The 24,405-nt window shown below is 66.5% G+C and carries 20 protein-coding genes; 13 read left to right on the top strand and 7 right to left on the bottom strand.

Going from position 1 to position 24,405, the window contains the following annotated elements; genetic code table 11:
- Positions 1-10: 10 nt before the first annotated feature.
- From DIE11_RS22665 to DIE11_RS22620, 10 genes are all read left to right on the top strand, one after another.
- Positions 11-1,033 carry a zinc-binding alcohol dehydrogenase family protein gene (locus tag DIE11_RS22665; RefSeq protein WP_124627170.1) on the top strand — a complete coding sequence of 341 codons (1,023 nt, stop codon included), beginning with the start codon at positions 11-13 and terminating at the stop codon, positions 1,031-1,033.
- 17 nt (positions 1,034-1,050) lie between these two features.
- Entirely contained in the window at positions 1,051-2,163 is a 1,113-nt protein-coding gene (locus DIE11_RS22660) for a mannitol dehydrogenase family protein (protein WP_124627168.1), read from the top strand.
- 64 nt (positions 2,164-2,227) lie between these two features.
- A complete protein-coding gene (locus DIE11_RS22655) occupies positions 2,228-3,535 on the top strand; it encodes an enolase C-terminal domain-like protein (protein WP_124627166.1) in 1,308 nt (435 codons plus the stop codon).
- Positions 3,536-3,575: 40 nt separating this feature from the next.
- The gene (locus DIE11_RS22650; protein WP_124627164.1) at positions 3,576-4,913 is read left to right on the top strand and encodes an MFS transporter; all 1,338 of its coding nucleotides are present in this window, start codon (positions 3,576-3,578) and stop codon (positions 4,911-4,913) included.
- A 69-nt stretch (positions 4,914-4,982) separates the two neighbouring features.
- Complete coding sequence (locus DIE11_RS22645; protein WP_124627161.1) at positions 4,983-6,524, top strand: UxaA family hydrolase; 1,542 nt, start codon at positions 4,983-4,985, stop codon at positions 6,522-6,524.
- Between the two features lie 181 nt (positions 6,525-6,705).
- Positions 6,706-10,158: an adenylate/guanylate cyclase domain-containing protein gene (locus DIE11_RS22640; protein ID WP_124627159.1), complete on the top strand. Its 3,453-nt coding sequence runs from the start codon at positions 6,706-6,708 to the stop codon at positions 10,156-10,158.
- Positions 10,159-10,250: 92 nt separating this feature from the next.
- Positions 10,251-11,300: a patatin-like phospholipase family protein gene (locus DIE11_RS22635; RefSeq protein WP_124627157.1), complete on the top strand. Its 1,050-nt coding sequence runs from the start codon at positions 10,251-10,253 to the stop codon at positions 11,298-11,300.
- Positions 11,301-11,438: 138 nt separating this feature from the next.
- On the top strand, positions 11,439-11,984 hold the full coding sequence (locus tag DIE11_RS22630) for a hypothetical protein (protein WP_185633806.1): 546 nt from the start codon (positions 11,439-11,441) through the stop codon (positions 11,982-11,984).
- A gap of 292 nt (positions 11,985-12,276) precedes the next feature.
- On the top strand, positions 12,277-12,996 hold the full coding sequence (locus tag DIE11_RS22625; RefSeq protein ID WP_059606358.1) for a response regulator transcription factor: 720 nt from the start codon (positions 12,277-12,279) through the stop codon (positions 12,994-12,996).
- Positions 12,996-14,489, top strand: coding sequence for a HAMP domain-containing sensor histidine kinase (locus DIE11_RS22620; RefSeq protein WP_124627153.1), 1,494 nt, complete (start codon positions 12,996-12,998; stop codon positions 14,487-14,489). Before DIE11_RS22625 ends, DIE11_RS22620 begins: the two co-directional genes overlap by 1 nt.
- A gap of 275 nt (positions 14,490-14,764) precedes the next feature.
- Here DIE11_RS22620 and DIE11_RS22610 read toward each other — a convergent pair whose 3' ends face one another.
- Positions 14,765-15,865, bottom strand: coding sequence for an AraC family transcriptional regulator (locus DIE11_RS22610; RefSeq protein ID WP_124627151.1), 1,101 nt, complete (start codon positions 15,863-15,865; stop codon positions 14,765-14,767).
- 320 nt (positions 15,866-16,185) lie between these two features.
- Here DIE11_RS22610 and DIE11_RS22605 point away from each other — a divergent pair, with 320 nt between their 5' ends.
- On the top strand, positions 16,186-17,820 hold the full coding sequence (locus tag DIE11_RS22605; RefSeq protein WP_124627149.1) for an AMP-binding protein: 1,635 nt from the start codon (positions 16,186-16,188) through the stop codon (positions 17,818-17,820).
- Positions 17,820-18,989 (top strand): AraC family transcriptional regulator, encoded by a 1,170-nt coding sequence (locus tag DIE11_RS22600; protein ID WP_124627147.1) that lies wholly within the window; start codon positions 17,820-17,822, stop codon positions 18,987-18,989. Before DIE11_RS22605 ends, DIE11_RS22600 begins: the two co-directional genes overlap by 1 nt.
- 90 nt (positions 18,990-19,079) lie before the next feature.
- Here DIE11_RS22600 and DIE11_RS22595 read toward each other — a convergent pair whose 3' ends face one another.
- From DIE11_RS22595 to DIE11_RS22570, 6 genes are read right to left on the bottom strand one after another with little or no spacing between them, the layout of a single operon-like run.
- On the bottom strand, positions 19,080-19,496 hold the full coding sequence (locus tag DIE11_RS22595; protein WP_260437158.1) for a type II 3-dehydroquinate dehydratase: 417 nt from the start codon (positions 19,494-19,496) through the stop codon (positions 19,080-19,082).
- A 19-nt stretch (positions 19,497-19,515) separates the two neighbouring features.
- On the bottom strand, positions 19,516-20,349 hold the full coding sequence (gene aroE, locus DIE11_RS22590) for a shikimate dehydrogenase (RefSeq protein ID WP_124627145.1): 834 nt from the start codon (positions 20,347-20,349) through the stop codon (positions 19,516-19,518).
- Complete coding sequence (locus DIE11_RS22585) at positions 20,349-21,569, bottom strand: CaiB/BaiF CoA-transferase family protein (protein ID WP_124627143.1); 1,221 nt, start codon at positions 21,567-21,569, stop codon at positions 20,349-20,351. Before DIE11_RS22585 ends, aroE begins: the two co-directional genes overlap by 1 nt.
- Positions 21,569-22,027, bottom strand: a complete 459-nt coding sequence (locus DIE11_RS22580; RefSeq protein WP_059606268.1) for a MaoC family dehydratase — start codon at positions 22,025-22,027, stop codon at positions 21,569-21,571. The genes DIE11_RS22585 and DIE11_RS22580 overlap by 1 nt, the downstream gene beginning before the upstream one ends.
- 2 nt (positions 22,028-22,029) lie before the next feature.
- Positions 22,030-22,422: a VOC family protein gene (locus DIE11_RS22575; RefSeq protein WP_124627141.1), complete on the bottom strand. Its 393-nt coding sequence runs from the start codon at positions 22,420-22,422 to the stop codon at positions 22,030-22,032.
- Entirely contained in the window at positions 22,419-23,369 is a 951-nt protein-coding gene (locus DIE11_RS22570; protein WP_124627139.1) for a ketopantoate reductase family protein, read from the bottom strand. Before DIE11_RS22570 ends, DIE11_RS22575 begins: the two co-directional genes overlap by 4 nt.
- Positions 23,370-23,450: 81 nt before the next feature.
- On the opposite strand from DIE11_RS22570, the gene DIE11_RS22565 reads away from it, so the two are divergent.
- A complete protein-coding gene (locus tag DIE11_RS22565; RefSeq protein ID WP_124627339.1) occupies positions 23,451-24,371 on the top strand; it encodes a LysR family transcriptional regulator in 921 nt (306 codons plus the stop codon).
- Positions 24,372-24,405: the final 34 nt, after the last annotated feature.

The raw sequence follows: 24,405 nt of genomic DNA, 5'->3' as shown, positions 1-24,405 counted from the left end.
AGAGATACCGATGAGAACCGTCATTTGTGAAGAACCCGGTCGTCTGGTCGTTGCCGAGCGCCCGGTGCCGGCCGTGGGCCCCGACGATGTCCTGATCCGCGTGAAGCGGGTTGGTGTATGCGGCACCGACATGCATATCTTCACCGGCAACCAGCCGTACCTCGCCTATCCCAGGGTGATGGGGCACGAGCTGGCCGGCGTCGTCGAGACGGCGCCGGCGGGCGCACGCGTCAAGGCCGGCGACCAGGTCTACGTGATGCCGTATCTGTCGTGCGGTACGTGTGTCGCGTGCCGTGCGGGCAAGACCAATTGCTGCACCCGGATCCAGGTGCTGGGCGTGCACGCCGACGGCGGCATGGTCGAATACCTCGCCGTTCCGCAGGCCTTCGTGTTCGCGGCCAACGGCGTCACGCTCGACCAGGCCGCGATGATCGAATTCCTCGCGATCGGCGCGCACGCGGTCGCGCGTGCCGAGGTCCGGGCCGGGCAACGCGTGCTGGTTGTCGGCGCGGGCCCGATTGGCATGGCCGCGCTGATCTTCGCCATGCTGCGCGGCGCGCAGGTCAGCGTGCTCGACGGCCGCGCGGACCGGCTGGCGGTCTGCGCGACGGCGCTGGGCGCGCACGCCACCGTGCCGCTCGACACGAGCGGGGCCGGCGCCGATGTCGAGCGCCTCGCGGCGCTCACCGACGGCGAATTCTTCGATGTCGTGTTCGACGCCACCGGCAATCTTGTCGCAATGGAGCGCGGCCTGGACTTCGTCGCGCACGGCGGGAAGTACGTGCTGATCTCGCTCGTGAAGGGCCGCATTTCGTTCTCCGACCCGGAATTCCACAAGCGCGAGACGACGCTGCTCGCGAGCCGCAACGCGACGCCGGCCGATTTCGAAACCGTGCTCGACGCAATGCGTGCGGGGCGGGTGCCGACCGACGCGCTGAAGACGCACGCGCTGACGCTCGCGGACTTGCCCGACCGGTTCGCGGAACTCCTCGAACCGGACGCCGGCGTGATCAAGGCACTCGTCGAATGCTGAACGCGGAGCGCGAACCGATGGGCAACCCGATCCTGCAGTTCGGCACCAGCCGCTTCCTCCAGGCGCACGTCGACCTGTTCGTGTCGGAAGCGCTGGCAGCCAGCCGCGCACTCGGTGCGATCACCGTGGTGCAGACGACGTCGAGCGCGGAAAGCCGTGCCCGCATCGATGCGTTGCGCGCGACCGGGCGCTACCCGGTGCGGATTCGCGGCCGGCGGCACGGCGAGACGATCGATCGCGAGGTCGACTGCACGGCGATCACGGAAGCGTTGCATGCGGCGGACGACTGGGCGCGGTTGCGCGAGCGCGTCGCATGCGAGGTCCGGGCCATCGTGTCCAACACCGGCGACAGCGGCTATGCACCGTTCGACGACGACGGGGCCGATCTGCTTGCCGGCCACCGCGCGCCGCGCGGTTTCGCGGCGAAGCTCGCGGTGCTGCTGCACGAGCGTTTCCGCGCGGGCGGGGCACCCGTCACGCTGCTTCCGTGCGAGCTCGTCGCGCGCAACGGCGACACGCTGCGCGACCTGGTGGTTGCCGTCGCGCGGGGCTGGCGCGCGGACGCGGCTTTCGTCGATTACCTGATCGACGGCTGCGTGTGGGTCAACTCGGTCGTCGACCGGATCGTGTCGGAGCCGATTCACCCGGTCGGCGCGATCGCCGAACCGTATGCGTTGTGGGCGGTGCGGCGCACGGCGAGGATGACGCTGCCGTGCGAGCACCCTGACATCGTCGTGACCGACGATCTCGAACGCTACGAGCGCCTGAAGCTGCTGCTGCTCAATCTCGGGCACACGGTGCTCGCCGAACAATGGCGCACGCGCGGCGGCTCGCCTGACATGACGGTGGGCGCAGCGATGGACGATCCCGCGTACCGCGCGCCACTCGAGGCGGTGTGGAGCGAAGAGGTGATGCCGGTGTTCGATGCGCTCGGCGAGCGCGACGCGGCGCTGGCCTACCTCGATGACGTGCGCGAACGCTTCCTGAACCCGTTCCTCGCGCACCGGCTGGCCGATATCGCGGGCAATCACGACATGAAGAAGACACGGCGCCTGCGCCCGGTGGTCGAGATGGCGCGCATGCTGAAGCTATCGGTCGCGCAGCCGTACCTGATCGCGGCGCTCGGGTGAGCGGGCGTCCGGGCCGGCATCCAGCGAAGTGAAATCAAATGAAATGGAATGGAGACACGCAACGATGACGACACGCATTATCGATGTGCTGGTACGTGACATTCGCTTTCCAACGTCCAGGAGCATGGACGGCTCGGACGCAATGAACGGCAACTCCGACTATTCGGCAACCTACGTGACGCTCGTCACCGATGCCGGCGACGGCCTTCGCGGGCACGGGCTCACGTTTACGATCGGCCGCGGCAACGACCTGTGTGTCGACGCGGCGCACGCGCTCGCGAAGCTGTTCGTGATCGGCCGGTCGCTCGACGAGATCACGGCCGATTTCGGCGCGTACTGGCACGAAATGGTCGCGGGCGACTGCCAGTTGCGCTGGGTCGGCCCGGAGAAGGGCGTGGTGCATCTCGCGACGGCCGCGCTGATCAACGCGATCTGGGATCTCTGGGCGAAAACGGCGCGCAAGCCGGTCTGGAAATTCCTGGTCGACATGCCGCCCGAACAACTCGTGAACTGCATCGACTTCACGTACATCGACGACGTGCTGACGCGCGACGAGGCCGTCGCGTTGCTGCGCCGGGCCGCACCCGGCAAGGTGCAGCGCGAGCGGGAGATGCGCGAGCACGGCTTTCCCGGCTACACGACCGCGGCCGGCTGGCTCGGTTATTCGGAGGAGAAGATGCGTGCGCTCGCACGCGCCGCCGTGGCCGACGGATGGACCCACCTGAAGCAGAAGGTCGGCGCGGATCTCGAGCAGGACGTGCGGCGTGCGCGCATCCTGCGCGAAGAACTCGGTTGGGAGCGCAAGCTGATGATGGATGCGAACCAGAACTGGGGCGTCGACGAGGCGATCGCGAACATGCGGGTGCTCGCGCGGTTCGATCCGTGGTGGATCGAGGAGCCCACCAGCCCGGACGACATTCTTGGTCATGCGGCGATCCGGCAGCGGATCGGGCCGATCGGTGTCGCGACCGGCGAGCATGCGCACAACCGCGTGATGTTCAAGCAGTTCTTCCAGGCCGGCGCGCTCGATTTCTGCCAGCTCGATCCCGCGCGGCTCGGCGGGCTCAACGAAGTGCTCGCCGTCGTGCTGATGGCGGCGAAGTTCGGCGTGCCGGTGTGCCCGCACGGCGGCGGCGTTGGCCTGTGCCAGTACTCGCAGAACATCGTGATGTTCGACTATATCGCGGTGTCGGGCTCGCTGGAGCGGCGTGTGCTCGAATACGTCGACCATCTGCACGAGCATTTCGAGGCGCCGATCGTGATTCGCCGTGGGCGCTACATGCCGCAGGAGGCGCCTGGTTACGGCGTCACGATGAAGCCGGCTTCGCTCGATGCATTCGCGTACCCGGACGGGCCCGAATGGCGAGCGTAGTCGAACGGGCATCACGACAAGAACCATATCGGAGACAACGATGAACCACGATTCGCAGCAATCGCAGCACCTTGCCAGGGCGGTCAGGAAGGCCGCCGTCCGGCTCTTGCCGTTCCTCACGCTGATGTACGCGCTCGCCTTCATCGATCGCGCGAACGTCGGCTTCGCGAAGCTCGCCTATCAGGCCGACACGGGCTTGAGCGATGCGGCATTCGCATTCGGCGCCGGCATTTTCTTCATTGGTTATGCATTGTTCGAAGTGCCGAGCAATCTCATCATGAATCGCATCGGCGCGCGCGTGTGGATGAGCCGGATCATGGTGACGTGGGGCTTCGTCTCGGCGTCGATGATGTTCGCGCATACGCCGACGCAGTTCTATACGATCCGCTTCCTGCTCGGCGCGGCGGAGGCCGGGTTCTTTCCCGGCATCATCCTGTACCTGACCTACTGGTTTCCTGCGAAGGGGCGCGCCCGCGCGCTCGGACTGTTCTACTTCGGCGTGCCCGTCGCGATGCTGATCGGCAATCCGCTGTCGGGCTTCCTGCTGCAGATGCATGACATGTTCGGTCTGCGGAACTGGCAATGGATGTATCTGGTCGAGGGGCTGATGGCGACCGTGGTTGGCGTGATCGCGTTCTTCTACCTGACGAGCCGGCCGAAAGACGCGCGCTGGCTGACCGACGACGAGAAGCGCGCATTGTGCGACACGCTCGACGCGGAAGAGCGCGCGAAATCGCGGCACCTGTCCGCGGCCGTGTTCGGCGTGCTGAAGGACCGTCGCGTGCTGACCTTCATTGCCGCGTACTTCTGCATCCAGATCGGCAATGCGCCGCTCGCGTTCTACCTGCCGTCGAAATTCGCCGCGACGATGGGCACCCAGATCGATGGAAAGATCGGGTTGCTGCTGATGATTCCGTGGCTGTGCACGATTGCGGCGATGATCGTCGCGACGCGATTCGCGGATCGCCACGACAACCATCTGCAGGTCGCGACCGGCATGCTGACGGTCGGGATTCTCGCATTCGCATCGATATCCGTGATCAACACGCCGGTGCTGGCGCTGCTCGCCTTCTGCATCGCGATCCCCGGGCTGGTTGCGTGCCAGCCGGTGTTCTGGTGCCTGCCGACACGTTATCTCGGCGGGACGGGCGCGGCGAGCGGCATTGCGTTCATCGTGTCGATCGGCAATCTCGGCGGCTTCGTGTCGCCGCAGATCAAGGCGTTCGCGGACGCGGCGTCGCACGATTCGCGCACGGGCTTCGTGGTGGTTGCGGCGTTGTGCTTCGTCAGCGTGCTGCTGCTGCGCTCGCTGCGCGGCATGGGGCACGCGGGCGCGGAAAGCGGGCCGGGCGGCGTGCAGGCCGGTTCGCATCGCTGAAGCGTTCGCCGGCGCCGCAAGGCGGCCTGCCGGCGCGGAACCACCCATCTTGAATCCAGGATTACCGTCATGTCTTTTCCACCTACCGGGCCGGTTGCGATCCGACTCCATCCGAACGACGATGTCGTGATCGCGACGCGCCAGCTCGTGTCCGGCGACCTGATCGCGTCCGAGGCGCTCGCCGTGTCCGGCCTGATTCCGCCGGGCCACAAGGTGGCCGTGCGCGACATCGCGAAGGGCGAGCCGGTCAGGCGCTACAACCAGATCATCGGCGTCGCGCGCGAGACGATCGCGCGCGGTCAGCATGTGCACGTGCACAATCTCGGCATGGCCGAGTTTGCGCGCGAGCACGCGTTCGGCGCTGCCGCGAGTCCGACGCGTCTCGACGACACACCGGCGACCTTCCTGGGTATTCGTCGTGACGACGGACGGATCGCGACGCGCAACTACATCGGCATACTGACTAGCGTCAATTGCTCCGCCACGGTGGCGCGTGCGATCGCCGATCATTTTCGGCGAGAGGTGAACCCGCGGGCGCTGGCCGACTATCCAGACATCGACGGCGTGATCGCGCTCACGCACGGGCTCGGCTGCGGGATCGATTCGCGGGGAGACGGAATCGCGATCCTTCGGCGCACGCTGGCGGGCTACGCCGCGCATCCGAATTTCCACTCGGTGCTGTTCATCGGTCTCGGTTGCGAGACCAACCAGATCGGCGACGTGCTGCGCGAAGGCGGGCATGCGGATGCCGCGCGCCTGCACCACTTCACGATCCAGGAGAGCGGCGGCACGCGCAGGACGATCGAGCGCGGCATCGCGATGGTCACGGACATGCTCGCGGACGCGAACCGTGCGGTGCGGGTCGCGATGCCGGCGGCGCATCTCGTGGTGGGGCTGCAGTGCGGCGGCTCGGACGGCTACTCGGGCATCTCGGCGAATCCCGCGCTGGGGGCGGCCGTCGACCGGCTGGTACGGCAGGGCGGCACAGCGATCCTTTCCGAGACGCCCGAAATCTACGGCGCCGAGCATCTGCTCACCCGGCGTGCCGTCAGCCGCGACGTCGGCGAAAAGCTGCTCGCGCGCATCGCGTGGTGGGAAGCCTATTGCGCACGTCACGGCGCCGCGCTGGACAACAATCCGTCGGCCGGCAACAAGGCGGGCGGGCTCACGACGATCCTCGAGAAATCGCTCGGCGCGATCGCGAAGGCCGGAACCACGAATCTCGTCGACGTATACGAATATGCGCAGCGTATCGATGCGCGTGGCCTCGTTTTCATGGATTCGCCCGGCTACGACCCGATGTCGGCGACGGGGCAAGTCGCGTCGGGCGCGAACCTGATTTGCTTCACGACGGGGCGGGGTTCGGCGTACGGCTGTGCGCCGGCGCCGTCGTTGAAACTTGCAACGAATACCGCGCTGTGGGTGCGTCAGGAAGACGACATCGATATCGATTGCGGCGGGGTGATCGACGGCACGTCGAGTGTCGACCAGCTCGGCGCCGCGATCTTCCAGCACATGCTCGACTGCGCGTCCGGCAATCGCTCGAAAAGCGAGCTGCACGGCTACGGCCAGAACGAATTCGTGCCCTGGCAGGTTGGCGTGATCACCTGATCGCGTTTTGCTCGTTGCGGTGTGGCCCGGATGACGGTGTCGCGCGCGCTGCGAGAACTGACGGCCGAACGCGTGCTGACCCTCACCCTGTCGGCACATACGATCACGCTCGCGGCCCTGATTCCCGGCAGAGAGTGGCGCATAATGTTTCGAGGTCGACCCTTGGCTGGAAGAGGGTTTTATGCGCTGCACAATATGCGGGTCCGAGAATCCTCCCGGTGCGAGGTTCTGCCAGGAATGTCAGGCCGTGCTGTCCCGCACATGTCCGCAATGCGGGCATGAGGCGGCGCCGGCGGCCCGCTTCTGCAGCCATTGCGGAACGTCGCTGACACCGCCCGCCGCGCCGTCGTTTTCCCGACCGTCGGGCCGCGAACCGCCACCTACCCCGATTCATTACACGCCCGATCATCTTGCCGAGCGCATCCGTGCCGAACACGCGGCCATGGAAGCGCGCGGCGAGCGCGCCGGCGAGCGTAAGACCGTTACCGCGCTGTTCGCCGACATGGCCGGGTCGACCGCGCTGATCCACGATCTCGATCCCGAAGTGGCGCATCGCCTGATCGTCCCCGTGGTCGAGCTGATGATGGAAGCGGTCCACTACTACGAGGGATACGTCGCGAAATCGCTCGGCGACGGCATCCTCGCGTTGTTCGGCGCACCGATCGCCCACGAAGACCATGCGCAGCGCGCGCTGTTCGCCGCATTGCGCATGCAGCAGGCGATGCGGCAGCATGGCGACCGCATTCGTCTGCAGGAAGGCATTCCTCTGCAGATTCGCGTCGGCGTTCATACGGGCGAAGTCGTCGTCCGTTCCATCCGCACCGTCGACCTGCACACCGAATACGATCCGCTCGGGCATACGATCCACATCGCGTCGCGGATCGAGGGCATCGCCACGCCCACGTCGATTCTCGTCAGCGAGTCCACCCATAAGCTCGCTGAAGGCTATTTCGAGTTCAAGGCGCTGGGCGCGACACAACTCAAGGGCATTCCCGCGCCGCTGTGCGTATACGAGGTGCTTGGCCTGGGCGCATTGCGCACGCGCCTGCAACTGGCAGCCCATCGCGGTCTCGCGCGGTTCGTCGGTCGTGAGACGGAAATGGAGCATCTGAACCGTGCGCTGGAGGCCATGAGGTCGGGGCACGGGCGCATCGTCGGCGTCGTGGGGGAGGCGGGCGTCGGGAAGTCTCGTCTGTTCCACGAGTTCAAGGAGCGCTCGCGACGTGGCGCGCTGGTGCTGGAGACGTTCTCGGTCTCGCACGGCAAGGCGTTTCCCAATTTACCGCTCATCGAACTCCTGAAGAACTATTTCCAGATCACGACGCAGGACGACGAGCGGCGCTGCCGGGAGAAGGTCATCGGCAAGGCGCTCGCGCTCGAGCGCAGTTTCGAGGACCTCGTGCCCTACGTCCTCTATCTGCTTGGAATCGGCGAGGGCGGGTCGGTACTCGTCGACATGGATCCGCAGATCCGGCGCGACCGCACCTTCGACGCGATCAGGCAGCTTCTCGTGCGAGAGAGCTGGAATCAGCCGGTCCATTTGCTGTTCGAGGATCTGCAATGGCTCGACCGCGAAACGGAAGCGTTTCTCACCTACCTGGTCGACCACGTGCCCGACGCACGCATCCTGCTTCTCGTGAACTACCGGCCCGAATATCAGCCCGCATGGGCCGGCGCGGATCATTGCAGCAGGATCCGGCTCGAACCGCTTGGCCCGTCCGATGCGCAAGGACTGCTCGCGGTGCTGCTCGGCGAGGATCGCACGCTCGTGCCGCTCAAGCAGCTCATTCTGGAGAAGACGGAGGGCAACCCGTTCTTCATGGAGGAAGTGGTCCAGACGCTCGTGGAAGAGCAATCGCTGCTCGGCGATGCCGGGCGTTATCACATCGTCGAGACCCCGACGACGCTGCACATTCCCACCACCGTGCAGGGCGTGCTGGCCGCGCGTATCGACCGGCTTCCCATCGAGGAAAAGGAACTGCTGCAGGCGCTCGCGGTGATTGGCCACGAATTCCCGTTCAGTCTGATCCGGCAAATTTGCGGTGAGGCGCCGGCGCGCGACGACGAACTGCGTCGTCTGCTCGCCCACCTGGAAGAAGCGGAGTTCATCTTCGAGCGCCCGGCCTTTCCCGAAGTCAATTACTCGTTCAAGCACGCGCTGACCCAGGAAGTGGCCGGGCGCTCGTTGCTTACGGAGCGGCGCACCACGCTGCACGAGCGCACCGCGCAGGCGATCGAGATGCTGTTCCCGACACGCATCGCCGATTACTGCAGCGAACTTGCGCACCACTACGGTCAGAGCGGAAACATTCCCAAGGCAGTCGAATACCTGCATCGCGCGGCACAGCAGGCGCTGCGCCATGCCGCCCATCACGATGCGATGAATCACCTTGGAGCGGCGCTTGCGTTGCTGAAGGGCCTGCCGGACACACCCATGCGTGCGCATTGGGAACTGACGGTGCTGCTTTCTCTCGGGCCGGTCCTGATGGACGTGCGCGGGTATGGCGCGACGGAGGTTGGCACGACCTATACGCGTGCGCTCGATTTGTGCGAGCGCACGGGCGAGGCATCGCAGCGCTTTGCGACGCAGCTGGGATTGCGGATGTACCACCTGGTGCGCGGCGAGTACGCTCTCGCGACCGATCTCGGCAAGCAGATGCTCGTAACCGCAAGGAATGCGAATGATCCGGGTCTCCTCGTCGAGGCGCACAGTGCATTGGGCTCGTGCTTTTTTCTGCAGGGCGATTTCGGCACGGCTCGCACACACCTGGAACAGGCCCTTGCGATCTACGATCCGGAGCAGCATCAGGCGCACGTCTTCGCACACGGAGTGGATCCCGGTATCCGGGCGCTCAGTTTCCTGGTGCTGACCTTGTGGATTCAGGGGTATCCCGACCAGGCGCTCAAGCGCAGCGTTGAGGCACTTGCGCTCGCACGGCATCTTTCTTATGGGCCGTCTCTGGCGTTCAGTCTGACCTACACGGCGCACTTGCATCAACTGAGGCGGGAGCCGATGCTTGCCGCCGAGCGCGCGGAAGCGGTCATTGCCGTATCGACCGAGCACGGATTGCCGTACTGGCTCGCGTGGGGGACGCTTCTGCGAGGCTGGGCGATGAGCGTGCAAGGAGACATCCAGGGCGGCATCGCGCAGATGCGGCTGGGCCTCGACGCGCAGCGGGCAGCGGGCGGCGAAGATCAGCGGCCTTATTGTCTTGCGTTGCTCGCCGACAGTTACTGGCGCGCGGGTGACGAGCGGGCCGCCCTGGACATGCTGGAAGAGGCGACGACGATCGTCGAGCACTCCGGCGAGCATTGCTACGAGGCCGAGCTGTCCCGGCTCACGGGAATCTATCTGGCCGGCGCGGCGAGCAAGGAGGGGGCTGCCGCCACACATGATGACGAAGCGGTTGACTGCTTTCATCGGGCGATCGCGCGCGCGCGCCGGCAGGGTGCCAGAGCGCTGGAATTGCGAGCAGCATCGGACCTCGCTCGGCTACTGCAACGACAGGGGAAGATCGTCGAGGCAAGGCAGGCGCTGTCCGAGGTGTACGCCTGGTTCACGGAAGGATTCGACACGTGCGATCTGCGAGAGGCGAAAGCGCTGCTGGATGCCTTGGACGGGCGCGCAGAATGAATGGGCCTGCGATGCACGACGACGTATCGCGTGACGACGCACCGTCCATGAACTGCCGTTGTTCCGTATAGCTAAGAACTGGGGAGACGGACATGACGATTACGCACACGCGACGCCGCAACGATCTGCCGCGCAAACCGATCGCGCTGGCCTTGCAGGGGGGCGGGATGCACGGCGCCTTCACCTGGGGCGTGCTTGACCGGCTGCTCGAAGACGGCAGGCTCGAAATTGAGGGTGTCAGTGCAACCAGTGCCGGCGCGATGAACGCCGCCGTACTCGCGTACGGGCTGCAACAAGGCGGCGAAGACGGCGCGCGTCAGGCACTGCACGACTTCTGGCAGGCGGTCGCGCGATCGGCGGAGCACTACAACCCGCTGCGCTGGGTGCCGTGGCTGAAGGGTACGCACAGCTTCGGGCTCGATCATTCGCCGCTCTATGCGTTCGCAGACATGATGCTGCGCGTCTTTTCGCCGTATCAGTTCAATCCGAACAACCTGAATCCGCTGCGCGAAGTGCTCGAAAGCCACGTCGATTTCGACGCACTGCGCAAGCACTGTCCGATCCGGTTGTACCTGTGCGCTACCAACGTCGAGACGGGGAAGATACGCATCTTCACGGGCGAGGACGTCAGTGCGGACGCGGTGCTGGCCTCGGCATGCGTGCCGACACTGTTCCAGGCGGTCTCGATCGATGGCGAATATTTCTGGGACGGCGGCTACATGGGCAATCCGGCCATCTATCCGCTCATCTACAATTGCGCGACGCGCGACGTCGTGATCGTGCACATCAATCCGCTCGTGCGACGCGGCGTGCCGATCACGGCCGCGGAAATCCTCAATCGCATCAGCGAGATCAGTTTCAATTCGTCGCTGATGCGCGAGATGCGGGCGATCGCGTTCGTCACCGACCTGATCCAGCAGGGCACGATCGATCGCGGCGAGATGAAGGAAATGCTGATCCATTCGATTCGCGCCGACGACGCCATGTGCGCGTTGAGCGTATCGAGCAAGTACAACGCGGATTGGGCATTTCTCAGCGAACTGCATGACCACGGTCGGCGCGAAGCCGACGCATGGCTTGCGCATCACTACGGAAACATCGGGCAGCGGTCGAGTATCGACATCCGCAGGGAGTTTCTCTGAACGCATCGCGGTAATGTCGGCATGGGGCGATCATGCGCAGACGCCCCGGGCCAAGGAGCGAACGTGAGCCGGATGCAGGAGCGGTTCGTCGCGTTGTGGTCGTGCAGCGGCGGGACAGATGCCGAGGGTGTCTATCGGATGCTGGCGCGATGCTATGCGGAGCCGGCGCGCCATTACCACACGCTCGTCCACGTGCGGCGATGCTTGCGCCAGTTCGACCTGGCACGCGAGTCGATTCCCGAACCGGACGCCGTCGAACTCGCGCTCTGGTTCCATGACGTGATCTTCGTGCCCGGCGCGAAGGACAACGAGCAGAACAGCGCGGACTGGTTCCGGCGCCGGGCGGACGAGCGAATCCGCGCCTGCGACCAGATTTGCGCGATGATTCTCGCGACGACCCACTCGGGTATTGCCGCAGGACTGGATGCCCGTTTCGTCTGCGACATCGACCTGGCCGTGCTCGGCGCTTCCCGCAGCCGGTTTCGCGAAGACGGCCGGCGTCTGCGGGCGGAGCGTCCCGATCTTGACGACCGGGCCTACGACCTTCATGAGCGAACCATTCTGCGCGGGCTGCTCGTGCGTCCGCGCATCTATCTGACGGACTTCTTCTACACGCGTTGCGAGATGCAGGCGCGCAGGAATTTGAGCTGGCGGCTCGGTTTGCCGGTTTCCGAATCGGAATGAAGAACGGCTGCGCCGACGTGATGATCGATCGAAGCGGTGCTCGAGCCCGGGCGATTGCCGTCTGAATTTTTGGGGGCCGGAATGAAGCGTCGCGCCGGTATTGCCCGTCAGCCCGCTCGCTACCCAAACTTAAACGAAATGTGACCCCTTCCCGCTGCAAAATTTTGCACAATGGCGGCAGCGCGGCGTTGCTGCCGCGATTCGCCCTCGCTGGCCGGTCTTTCGGCCCTGGGCAGATCAGAACCCGTCTTTCGACTTCCGGAACCACTACGACGTGCCGCCGCCGACCGCCATGGACCACCCCAAACGCATCCTGATCGTCGAGGACGATGCCGACATCGCCGACGTGCTGAGCCTGCACCTGCGCGACGAGCGCTACGAAGTGGTTCACAGCGCGGACGGCACGGAAGGGCTGCGCCTGCTCGAACAGGGCAACTGGGACGCACTGATCCTCGACCTGATGCTGCCCGGCGTCGACGGCCTGGAAATCTGCCGGCGCGCGCGCGCGATGGCGCGCTACACGCCGATCATCATCACGAGCGCACGCTCGAGTGAGGTGCACCGGATCCTCGGCCTCGAACTCGGCGCCGACGACTACCTCGCGAAGCCGTTCTCGGTGCTCGAACTCGTCGCGCGGGTCAAGGCGTTGCTGCGGCGCGTCGACGCGCTCGCGCGCGATTCGCGGATCGACGCGGGCACGCTCGACGTGGCCGGGCTGTCGATCGACCCGATCGCGCGCGAAGCTGCCGTCAATGGCGCGCGCATCGACCTCACGCCGCGCGAGTTCGACCTGCTGTATTTCTTCGCGCGGCATCCGGGCAAGGTGTTCTCGCGGATGGACCTGCTCAATGCCGTGTGGGGCTACCAGCACGAAGGCTATGAACACACGGTGAACACCCACATCAACCGGTTGCGCGCGAAGATCGAGGCCGATCCGGCCGAACCCGTGCGCATCCTCACCGTGTGGGGACGCGGCTACAAGCTCGCCGCGCCGGATCAGCGGGACACGTGATGAAGCTGACCCTCACCCAGCGGCTGTCGCTCGTGTTCTCGGTCCTGCTGCTCGCGTGCTCGGGGGCGTCGGCATGGCTGCAGATCCGCGCGAACGACATGCGCGAGAAGGAAGTCGTGCAGGGCCTGTCGCGCGATCTCGCCGCGCATATCGCGAGCAGCACGCCGCTGATGGACGCGAACGGGCTGCGCCCGGACGCCGTGCGCTCGTTGTTCGGCCAGTTGATGGGCGTGAATCCGAGCGTCGAGGTGTACCTGCTCGACAACGCGGGGCACATCCAGGGTGACGACGCGCCGCCCGGCCACGTGAAGCGCGACCGCGTCGATCTGGCGCCGGTGCAGCGCTTCATCGCGGGCGATCCTCTGCCGATCCTCGGCGACGATCCGCGCAGCCCCGACGCGCGCAAGGTGTTCAGCGCCGCGCCGCTGCAGCGTGCGGGACAGCCGCCTTCCGGCTACATCTACGTGGTGCTGCTCGGCGAAGCGCACGACCGGCTGGCCGCGCGCGTCGACGCCGGCAACGTGCTGCGCACGACGCTGTGGTCGATGGCGCTTGTCGCGCTGCTCGGCCTGCTCGCAGGCCTGACCGCGTTCAGTTTCATCACGAGCCCGCTGCGCCGGTTGACCGATGCGATGCGCCGCTTCGACGCGAACGCGGCGCCCGACACGCAGCCGCCGGTGCCACGTTCGCCGCCCGGGCGGCGCGGCGACGACATCGCGGTGCTCGAATCCGCGTTCGCGCAGATGGCCGACCGGATCGGCGACCAGTGGCGCGCGCTGACGCGTCAGGACCAGCAGCGGCGCGAACTGATCACGAACATCTCGCACGACCTGCGCACGCCGCTGACGTCGCTGCACGGTTATCTCGAAACGCTGTCGCTGAAGTCCGACGCGCTCGCGGAGTCCGAGCGCCGCCGCTACCTGTCGATCGCGCTCGCGCAGAGCACGAAGGTCGGCCGCCTCGCGCAGGCGCTGTTCGAGCTCGCGCGGCTCGAATCGGGCGGCGTGCAGGCCGAGCGCGAGCCGTTCTCGCTCGTCGATCTCGTGCAGGACGTATTCGAGAAGTTCGAACTCGCCGCGCAGTCGCGCGGCGTCACGCTGCATGCGCGCATCCCGCCGCGCGTGCCGGTCGTGTCGGCCGATCTCGGGATGATCGAGCGCGTGCTGACCAACCTGCTCGACAATGCATTGCGGCACACGCCGCAGCATGGCGAAGTCGAAGTGGCGCTGACGCCGCAGGAAGACCGCGTGGTGGTGACCGTGTCGGATACCGGCGAAGGGATTCCGCCGGCGCGGCGCGAAGGGCTGTTCCAGCGGCCGCAACGGCCGATGAGCGGCGGTGCGGCGACGAGCGGCGGGCTCGGGCTGCTGATCGTGCACCGGATGCTCGCGCTCAACGGCAGCGGGATCCGGCTCGTCGACCGGGAGGGGAGGGGCGCGGTGTTCGAGTTCGCGCTGACGGTCGCGCAGCCGGCGGCCGGAGAGGCGCGCTGAAACCGACCGGCGCCGTCGTCGCGATTTCTGCCGATCTGCATGCGTGGAATGGTGGACGGCCGACGCCAGCCCATCGGCCGTCCACGGCAGTTGGCGCCGCGTGCGGCGTGGCCGGAGACGCTACGCATCGATGCCCGGGCCGGTCTGGCTGATCGTGCAGACGCGTTTGAACCACGCGACGTGCGACCGGCAGAACGCGAGATTTGCACGAACGATGGCCGACGGATGCCGATGTGACGGATACGGTCGGGCTCATGCCCGCTCGTGCGTAGCGTCTACCCGCCGCGCTTGCGCCGCACGTCGCTCGGCGTCGTGCCGGTCCACCGCTTGAACGCGTGGCGGAATCCCACCGCGTCGCTGAAGCCGAGCGTCAGCGCGATGTCCTCGGTGCTGAGCGTGGTGGTGCTCAGGTAGTCGATCGCGAGCGCCTTGCGCACGCTCGTCAGCAACTCGCTGTACGACGTGCCTTCGGCGTCGAGCTTGCGGCGCAATGTGCGCGACGTCATGCACAGGGTGTCGGCGATCGCGTCGATGTCCGGAAACTGCCCGGGCGTGCGCGTGAGTTCATGGTAGACGCGCCGCGTGACGCCCGCCTGGCTGCGCAATTCGTCGAGCAGGCGCGCGCAGTGCGACGACACCTGCGCGGCGGTGATCGGATTCGCGAGCTGCGGCGCGCGCGTGAGCCACGCGGCCGGGTAGCTCAACACATGGTGCGGCTGGTCGAACGCGATCGGGCATTCGAGCGCATCGGACAGCAGCGCCGCATGCGGCGGTCGCGGCTGCGCGAACTGCGCGCGGGCCGGCACGCACCACGCGCCCATCACGTCCTTGATGATCGTCACGTGCAGCGCGAATTGCATGTCGATCAGGAAGCGGTAGAGCGGCAGGTCCGGCTCCGGCAGCGCGGCTTCGTGCGGATCCGGGAACAGCCACGACGCGGTGTCGCCTTGTTCGACCCAGCGGATCGCGAGCATCCCGTTCGCGAGCTGGTGATATTTGACTGCCGAATCGAACGCATGCGCGAGCGATTCCGAACACAGCATCGCGTAGCCGTACATTCCGTAGCTCGACGCATGCAGCCGGCGGCCGACGCGCACGCCGAGATCGGTGCCGTCATAGCGGCCGATCGCGTTGCGCGCGGCGGTCAGGAACTGCAGTTGCGATGTGAGCGTGAATGGGTCGGTGACGGCGTCCGGCGACAGGCCGGTGCCGTCGAGCACGGCGGTCGGGTCGAGGCCGAGTTCCTGGGCGACACCGACCAGCACGGCCAGCTTGGCCGGCGAGAAGCGCTTCTCGCGCAACGCGTGGGCGAGCGGGGCGTCCGGCAGCGGGGCGGCGCCGGCGGCCGTCGGGGTCAAGAGCGCACTGCGCGGCATGGCTGGTTCTGCGTCCGATTCGATACCGTTCCGGGTTCGCGATTTTGCGCCGGAACGCGCGGGCGCGCCATAGGGTTCACCCTGATGCGCATGGCCTTGCACGGCCCGACAACGGCAAACCGACGCGCGAGCGCAAGCCGTGGCTGGCGGTGCGCCGCGCGCCCGCGTGTCCGTTTCGATCATCTTTTCGACCGCCCGGATCATTTTCAAAGCACCGTTGGCGGGCGATAGTCGTCGGTCAGGCGACGGCCCATGCGCATCCGGTGCGCGGGCCGCCGTGCGAACGGCGCTGCCTGGCGCCGTCCCCCGAGGAGCAGGACATGACGAAGAGACACTGGATCGGCTCGTACGGCTCGATCCCCGCCGAGATCGATGCCGATCGCCATCCTTCCGTAACCGCGCTGCTGGACGACGCGATGCGCCGCTTTGCCGATCGCCCCGCGTTCCGTGCATTCGGCCGCACGCTGACCTACGCCGACGTCGACCGCCTGTCGGCCGCGCTCGCCGCATACCTGCAGCAGGTCGTGGGCGTGCGCAAAGGCGACCGCGTGGCCGTGATGCTGCCCAACGTGCTCGCGTTTCCGGTGACGTTCGTCGCGCTCGCGCGGATCGGCGCGATCCAGGTCAACGTGAATCCGTTCTACACCGCGCACGAGCTCGAACACCAGCTGAACGACGCGGGCGTCGAAGTGGCCGTGGTGTGCGGCGGATCGATGGGCACGTTCGCCGACGTGGTCGGCAAGACGCGCATGCGAACCGTGCTGAGCGTCGGGCGCGGCGATCTTGGCGTCGTCGATGCGCCGGCCGGCGCGTGCGACGCGCTGCCGCCCGGCTCGATCCCGCTCGCGGACGCGATCGCCGCCGGCGAATCGCTCGCCTTCGAGCCGGTCGCGCTCGGCGGCGCCGATCTGCTGCTGCTGCAGTACACGGGCGGCACGACCGGGCTGTCGAAGGGTGCCGCGCTGTCGCACCGCAACCTCGTCGCGAACATCGAGCAGTTCGCGGCGATCGTACCTGCCGCGCGTCAGCCGGGCGAGGAGGTCGTCGTCACGGCGATCCCGCTGTATCACATCTTCGCGCTGACCGTGAACTTCCTGTCCTACTTCGCGATCGGCGCGGAGAACTGGCTCGTCGCGAACCCGCGCGACATGGACGGCTTCATCGACGTGCTGAAGGCGGCGCGGCCGTCGGTGTTCGTCGGCGTCAACACGCTGTATGCGGGGCTCGCGGGCCATCCGCGGCTGAAGGAAGTGGACTGGTCGCGGCTGAAGCTGTCGGCCGGCGGCGGCGCGGCGGTGATCGACGTGATCTCCGCGCGCTGGAAGGCGGTGACGGGCAACTTCATCCGCGAAGGGTATGGGCTGTCGGAAACGTCGCCGGTGGTCACGTTCAATCCGCAGTCGATCGACGCGTTCACGGGCACGACGGGCTTGCCGCTGCCATCAACCGACGTGAAGCTGCTCGACGACCAGGATCGCGAGGTGGCGATCGGCGAAGCGGGCGAGATCTGCGTGCAGGGGCCGCAGGTGATGGGCGGCTACTGGCAGAAGCCGGAAGCGAACGCGGCCGCGTTCACCGCGGACGGCTACTTCCGCACCGGCGACATCGGCGTGTTCGACGCGGCCGGCTTCCTGAAGATCGTCGACCGCAAGAAGGACATGATCATCGTGTCCGGCTTCAACGTGTACCCGAACGAGGTGGAAGCTGCGGCCACGTCGCTGGCGGGCGTGGCCGAATGCGCCTGTATCGGCGTGCCCGACGAGCGCACGGGCGAGGCCGTCAAGCTGTTCGTGGTGCTTGCGCCGGATGCGGCCGTTACCGAAGCGGAGATCGTCGCGCATTGCCGCGCGAACCTCGCGGCCTACAAGGTGCCGAAGCTGATCCGCCTGGTCGATCGGCTGCCGAAGTCGACGGTCGGCAAGATCCTGCGCCGGGAACTCAGCCGCGCCGACTGATGGCGCCGAAGCGCCGCGCGCCCGTCGGCGCGCGGGCCGGCACGCCGAAAGCCCCGAAGGCCCCGAAGGCCCGGTCCGGGCCGCTCAAGTACAATGCGAGCGGTTCGACCGACGGGGACGCGATGACCGGTTCAGACTCACCTTCCGCCCGGCCCGGGCAGGCGCTGCCGTCGCCGAGCGCGACGGTGCCGATCTCGCTCGTCAACGGTTTTCTGGCGAGCGCCGGCGCGCGGCGCGATGTGGTCGAGCGCTACCTGCGCGGGGCCGGCATCCCGCTCGAGCTGCTCGGCGAGCCGCATGCGCGCGTGACGGAAGAGCAGTTCTCGACGCTGTACCGCACGCTCGCGATCGACCTCGACGACGAGATGCCCGGCATCTTCTCGCGCCCGCTGCGCGGCGGCACGCTGAAGTACCTGTGCCTGAGCCTGCTCGATGCGCGCAACCTCGAAACGGCGCTGCACCGTTTCGGCCAGTTCTTCCATATCCTGCTCGACGACTTCTTCGTCGAATCGAAGCGCGACGGCCTCGTCGCGCAGGTGCTGCTGCGGCCGAACCCGGCCGTCGGCCCGATCGGCGCGCTCGGCCAGGAATTGATGCTCAAGCTCGTGCACGGCGTGTGTTCCTGGCTGATCGGGCAGAAGATCCCGCTGCTGAAGATCGAGTTCGCGTGCCCGCGGCCGCGCCATGCGGTCGAGCACCTGTACTTCTTCACCGGTTCCGTGCAGTTCGATTGCGAACGCACGTTGATGCGCTTCAGCGCCGACTACCTCGACGCACCGATCCGGCAGAGCAAGCGCAACCTGCGCAAGTTCCTCGCGCGCGCGCCCGGCGACTGGATCTTCGAATCGTTCAGCGAACAGCTCGTGTGCCATCGCGTGCGGCAATACCTGTCAGCGGCGCTGCCCGACCTGCCGGTGATCGACCAGGCGGCCGAGCATCTGCATTGTTCGGTGCGCACGCTGAGCCGCCACCTGGCCTCGGAAGGCACGACGTTCCAGGCGCTCAAGGATGAACTGCGGCGCGACATCGCGATCCAGCGGCTCACCGATACGCTCGACACGATCGCCGCGATCGGCGCCGATATCGGCTTCGACGATCCGAGCGCGTTCCATCGCGCGTTCCGCCACTGGACGGGCAGCACGCCGGGGACTTACCGGCGGCGCACGTAGTGCGGTTTTTTCGAACCCGATTTCAATCCCGCTCCCATAACCGGCATCCTTCGCGCGCTCCCATGGACGGCTCCCCGTCGTCACGCGTCATCATGCGTGCGGCATGCTGTTGCGCTTTTTGTATCGGGAATGGCGCATCGCGAAGATCGTCCACATCGCGTCGTTCGCCGTCACGAGCGAGCGGCGTCGCGTCGCGCTCGACGAATTCGACGGACAGGGCGAGCGCGTGAGGATGGCAAGGGCATCGCGAATGCCGTAGCTGTAATGCGTCCATGCCCCGGCGTTGATCAGCACCGCATCCTGGCGTTCCTCGAAAGCGCGATGAATGCGCTCGCACATCGCGCCTTCGCCGTTCGTCTGGAACGATTCCACCTGTACACCCAGTTCCTCCGCCAACCCTTGCAGCCGTGCATCGATCTGCGCGAGCGTGATCGTCCCGTACTGTGCGGGGTCGCGCTTGCCGAACATGTTGTGATTGATGCCGTGCAGCATCAGGATCTTCTTCATGCGAATCTCCATCGCGTGTTCAATCAAAGGGCACGGCCAGCCGATCGATCACCGCGCTGGTCTCGGGGCGTACGCCGCGCCACCATGCAAACGCTTCGGCCGCCTGCTCGACCAGCATGCCGACACCATCCGCAATTCCGTGTACGCCTGCGTTTTTCGCGAGCCGCAGAAACGGCGTCAGACGCTTGCCGTATGCAAGTTCGTAGGCGGTGCCGGTCGGACTGAACACGCTCGGCGGGACCGGCGGCAGGTCGCCGGTCAGGCTCGCCGACGTCGCATTGACGACCAGGTCGAAACGCCCCATCCGTGCGAGGTCTGCGTAGCCGCCGGCAACGAGCGGACCGCGTCCGGCAACCTGCGCGACCAAGGCTCGCGCCTTGTCGACGTTGCGATTCGCGATGACCAGTTCAGCCGGTCCGGCTTCGAGGAACGGCAAAAGCGCGCCGCGTGCCGCGCCGCCCGCACCGAGCACCAGGACACGCTTGCCGGCCATCGGCAGATTGAGGTTCACCTCGATATCGCGAACCAGGCCGATGCCGTCGAAGTTGTCGGCCAGGATGCGGCCGCCGTCGAACTTGAGCGCGTTGGCCGCGCCCGCGAGCTGCGCCCGCTCGCTGCGTTCGTCCGACATCGCGAACGCGTCGAGCTTGAACGGCGCAGTGACGTTGATGCCCTTGCCGCCGCCTTCGAAAAAGGCACGAACCGCGGCTGCGAAAGCGCCTGCCGGCTCGACGGGCCCCTCGATGGGCGTATAGCTGATGTCCTGACGCGTCTGCTGCGCGAAGAGGCCGTGAATCAGTGGGGATTTCGTGTGCCCGATCGGATTGCCGATCACCGCGTATGGGTCGGTCATCATTGGCTCGCTTTTGAATAGAGGACGCCGTCGGCCTGCATCGCGTCGATTTCGGCCGAATCGAATCCGAGGGAGCGCGCGACTTCCGCGTTGTGCTGCCCGAGATCGGGCGCGACGTCGCGAATCGTCGTATCGCAATCGGAAAACCGGAACGGCAGGTTGGGCAGGCGCAGCGTCCCGTAGCGCGGATGCTGTTGCTCGACGACCATGCCTCTCGCCTGGATCTGCGGATCGTTCAATACCTCGTCGATGCGCTGCACCTTCGCGCACGGAACGTCGATGCCGTCGAGCAGTTCGAGCACCGACGCGACGGAACGCTCGGCCACCCACGGCTCGACCACCGACAGAATCTCCGCGCGGTGCGCGTTGCGCCCGGTGCTGTCGTGAAACCGTGTGTCGGCGCCGAAGTCCGACGGGCCGCCGTGCGTCGCGATCAGCCCGGCGAAGCGTTTCCACGCGTCGTCGACTTGTGCGGCGATCACGAGATCGCCGTCCGCGGCACGGAACACGCCATAGAGTGTCGAGGTCGGCATGTCGTGCCCGGTCTGCTCGGGCAGCACGCCCTGCAGCGTGTAGCACTGCACCGCATATTCGTGCATCGATACCAGCGTGTCGTACAGCGCCATGTCGATGTGTTGCCCGCGGCCGCTCTTCACGCGCCCCAGCAGCGCGGCGTTGATGGCCGCGACCGCATGAATGCCGGTGTACATGTCGCCGAGCGAGATGCGCAGCAGCGGCGGCCGCTCGCCCGGCATGCCCACCATCTGCATGATTCCGCTCCTGGCTTCCGCGATCAGCCCGAAGCCTGCGCGATGCGTGTCCGGACCGGTGTGCCCGTACGCCGAAATCGAACAGTAGACGAGGCCCGGATTGCGCGCCGACAATTCCGGAAAGCCGAGCCCGAGCTTGTCCAGTGCACCCGGCCGATAGTTCTCGATGAACACGTCGGCGGAGTCGCACAGCCGCTGCATGAACGCCTTGCCGCGCGCGTCCTTCATGTTGACGCTCACGCCGCGCTTGCCCATGTTGAGCTGCAGGAAGTAGCCGCTTTGCTGGTCGTCGAGCACGGTCGCGTGCTGGCGTCCGGCGTCGCCCGATCCGGGGCGCTCGACCTTGATGACTTCGGCGCCGAGCGCCGCGAGACAGCGCCCGACATACGGACCGGCAAGGAAGTGGCTGTAGTCGACGACGCGAATACCTTCGAGTGGGCGAGCCTGCATTACAGTGCCTCCGGGCGGCGCGGCACCATCAGGCGATGCTCGCCGCGTTGAACGACCTGACCGTCCTGATTGATCAGCTCCGACGGCAGCACGACGATGCCCCAATCCGGGCGACTCTTGCTGGCCCGCATCGAGCCGACGCGGAACTTCACGTGCAGCACGTCGCCGACCTTGATCGGCAGCAGGAAATCCCAGCTCCAGCCGAGCGACATGCCTGGCAGAAAGCGATAGTCGCTCTGCGTCTTCAGGCCGTCGGCGATGGACAAGCCGAACAGCCCGTGCGCGACGAGGCACCCGAAATGGCTCGCGTTGGCGTATTCCTCGTCCACGTGGACGGGCGTATGGTCGCCGGTGAGGTCGGCGTACGCGAGAATGCGTTCCTTGGTCACGATGTAGCTCGGGCTCGTGCACGTGTCACCCTCGCGGGCGTCGTCCCAGTATTTCTCGACGATCGTCATGGTCATGCCTCCGCGCGCGGGTTGATGGCCAGTGCCTGCGCGACGCAGGAAGCCGGCCGGGCCTGGATCAGTTCGACGGCGAGCCCGTCGGGCAGGCGAAGCCAGTTCCGCCCTTGCGGCATCTCCGACACGCCGAACCGTTGTGCCTGGGCCAGCGCGGCTTCCAGGTCTTCGCACATCACGCCGAGATGCGCGAGCCGGCCTTCCGGGCCATCGTGTTCCGGCGCGTGGATGAACTGCAGGCCGCCGAGCGTCCAGTACTGCCGCGGCGCGTCGAGCGTGCCGTCCACTTCGCGCAGGGTCATGCCGAGCACTTCCTCGAAGAAGCGGATGTGCCAGCGGATGTCCTTCACCCAGATCGCAACGTGTTCGAGATAGGCTTTCGTGGCATTCATGCGGCGGTCTCCTGCCGTTGGCGATCGGCCATCGCGCGTTCCAGCCCCTTGATGCAGGCGACGAGCGTTGCATTGACCGGGGTCGGCACGCCGTAGCGCTGCCCCCAGCGCACGACCGAACCGTTGATGAAGTCGATTTCGGTGATCGAGCCCTTCTCCAGGCTTTGCAGCATCGACGTCTTGAAGGTCGCGGGGAGCCCCTCGGCGGCGAGCGTCCAGGCCTGTTCCGGATCGGTCATCGACAGCTTGACGCCGGCCGCCTGCGCCGCCGAGATCGCCTCGGCCACGGCTGCAAGCGACGTCGCCTTCAGCAGCGGCTCATCGTAAAGCTGCCCGTAGGTGAGGCCGGTAAGGCCGGTCAGCGCACCCGTCGCGACATTCACCAGCAGCTTGTCCCACATCGTGCCGACGATGTTGTCGCTGATCGTCGTGGCGAGGCCGGCGGCATCGAACGCGGCGGCGATTGCCTGCACGCGCGGCGTGATGCGGCCGTCGAGTTCGCCGATATAGGTGTATTTGCCGATCACGCCGGATTCGATATGGCCCGCGCCGCGCAGCACGCCGCCGACGTAGGTCTTGCCCGCGAGCACGCGCTCGCGGCCGACGACGTCGATCAGGATGTCCTCGTGTCCGAGGCCGTTCTGCAGCGACAGCACGGCGGTATCCGGCCCCACCAGCGATTGGGCGCCGCGGATGGCCGCGTCGGTTTGGAACGACTTGACCAGCACCACCACCAGGTCGGCCACGCCGACATCGTCAGCCTGAGTCGTCGCGTGGACGCGTACGTGGCGGGTGCCGCCCGCGTCGTCGACGCGCAGGCCGTCACGGCGCATCGCATCGACGTGTGCAGGCGAGCGGTCGATCAGCCAGGTCTCGTGGCCGCCTTGGGTAAGGGTGGCGCCGATCGCGCAGCCCAGCGCGCCAGCGCCCAGAATTGCTATTTTCAATGGCTTCTCCTTGACGTAAGGCATCACGATAGGAGTCGCCGCTCATGCCGACAATGCAATGGATACAATGGCATCATTGCCATGGACAATAACGCCACGATGCCCGCCGACCTGCCCGACCTGAAGCTGCTTCAGCTTTTCGATCTCCTGTACGACGTGCGCAGCGTCACGCGCGTCGCCGAGCAACTGGGCCAGAGCCAGCCGACGGTCAGCATCTGGCTCGGGCACTTGAGGGAACACCTGCACGATCCGCTCTTCATCCGGACACCCGGCGGCATGGCGCCGACACCGCAAGCCGACGCGCTGATCGGGCCATGCCGGGAAATTCTCGAATCGCTTCGGCGCTTCACCGCATGGGAGATCGCGTTCGATCCAGCGACGGCCCAGCGACGCTTTCGTATCTGCATGACCGACGCGAGCCACATCACGCTGCTTCCAAGGCTACTGGCCCATGTCCGGGCGCAGGCGCCCGGCGTCCGGCTGGAAGTCGCACGGATCGACGGCAATACGGAACGCGCGCTCGAATCCGGCGAAGCCGATCTCGCGATCGGCTATGTGCCGTGGCTGGGTGGCGGCATCTATCAGCAGAAGCTGTACGACCAGGACTGGGTATGTCTGGCCAACCGGCATCATCCGAGGATTCGCGGCCGCCTCGGGGCCAAGCAGTATCGTTCCGAAGGACATGTCGCCATCACCGCGGGAACCGGGGCGCAACTCCTCGAACAGGCGCTGCGGCAGGCGCGCATCGAGCGAGACGTCGTGCTGGAGTTGCCGGGTTTTCTGGGTCTGGGTGCGATCGTCCAGACGACCGACCTGATCACGACGCTACCCCGGCATATCGGCCAGACACTGGCTCAGGCGAGTGATCTGGCGGTTCATGCGTGTCCGATCCCGGTCGACGGGTTTGCGGTACGGCAGCATTGGCATGCGCGATATCACCATGAGGCAGGCAACCGGTGGCTGCGCGGCGTCGTGATTCAACTGTTCGGTGCATCGCAGTGACCTGCGGCTTTGGTGTTCGCGAGGGACGCCGGAC

This window comes from Burkholderia sp. Bp9012 (genome assembly GCF_003853825.1).
Taxonomy (GTDB): domain Bacteria; phylum Pseudomonadota; class Gammaproteobacteria; order Burkholderiales; family Burkholderiaceae; genus Burkholderia; species Burkholderia diffusa.
This window is presented reverse-complemented; position numbering and strand designations above follow the sequence as displayed.

Coding starts and splice junctions, on each gene's coding strand:
- DIE11_RS22665 (WP_124627170.1), top strand. CDS start 11: ATGAGAACCGTCATTTGTGAAGAACCCGGTCGTCTGGTCGTTGCCGAG.
- DIE11_RS22660 (WP_124627168.1), top strand. CDS start 1,051: ATGGGCAACCCGATCCTGCAGTTCGGCACCAGCCGCTTCCTCCAGGCG.
- DIE11_RS22655 (WP_124627166.1), top strand. CDS start 2,228: ATGACGACACGCATTATCGATGTGCTGGTACGTGACATTCGCTTTCCA.
- DIE11_RS22650 (WP_124627164.1), top strand. CDS start 3,576: ATGAACCACGATTCGCAGCAATCGCAGCACCTTGCCAGGGCGGTCAGG.
- DIE11_RS22645 (WP_124627161.1), top strand. CDS start 4,983: ATGTCTTTTCCACCTACCGGGCCGGTTGCGATCCGACTCCATCCGAAC.
- DIE11_RS22640 (WP_124627159.1), top strand. CDS start 6,706: ATGCGCTGCACAATATGCGGGTCCGAGAATCCTCCCGGTGCGAGGTTC.
- DIE11_RS22635 (WP_124627157.1), top strand. CDS start 10,251: ATGACGATTACGCACACGCGACGCCGCAACGATCTGCCGCGCAAACCG.
- DIE11_RS22630 (WP_185633806.1), top strand. CDS start 11,439: ATGCTGGCGCGATGCTATGCGGAGCCGGCGCGCCATTACCACACGCTC.
- DIE11_RS22625 (WP_059606358.1), top strand. CDS start 12,277: ATGGACCACCCCAAACGCATCCTGATCGTCGAGGACGATGCCGACATC.
- DIE11_RS22620 (WP_124627153.1), top strand. CDS start 12,996: ATGAAGCTGACCCTCACCCAGCGGCTGTCGCTCGTGTTCTCGGTCCTG.
- DIE11_RS22610 (WP_124627151.1), bottom strand. CDS start 15,865: ATGCCGCGCAGTGCGCTCTTGACCCCGACGGCCGCCGGCGCCGCCCCG.
- DIE11_RS22605 (WP_124627149.1), top strand. CDS start 16,186: ATGACGAAGAGACACTGGATCGGCTCGTACGGCTCGATCCCCGCCGAG.
- DIE11_RS22600 (WP_124627147.1), top strand. CDS start 17,820: ATGGCGCCGAAGCGCCGCGCGCCCGTCGGCGCGCGGGCCGGCACGCCG.
- DIE11_RS22595 (WP_260437158.1), bottom strand. CDS start 19,496: ATGAAGAAGATCCTGATGCTGCACGGCATCAATCACAACATGTTCGGC.
- aroE (WP_124627145.1), bottom strand. CDS start 20,349: ATGACCGACCCATACGCGGTGATCGGCAATCCGATCGGGCACACGAAA.
- DIE11_RS22585 (WP_124627143.1), bottom strand. CDS start 21,569: ATGCAGGCTCGCCCACTCGAAGGTATTCGCGTCGTCGACTACAGCCAC.
- DIE11_RS22580 (WP_059606268.1), bottom strand. CDS start 22,027: ATGACGATCGTCGAGAAATACTGGGACGACGCCCGCGAGGGTGACACG.
- DIE11_RS22575 (WP_124627141.1), bottom strand. CDS start 22,422: ATGAATGCCACGAAAGCCTATCTCGAACACGTTGCGATCTGGGTGAAG.
- DIE11_RS22565 (WP_124627339.1), top strand. CDS start 23,451: ATGGACAATAACGCCACGATGCCCGCCGACCTGCCCGACCTGAAGCTG.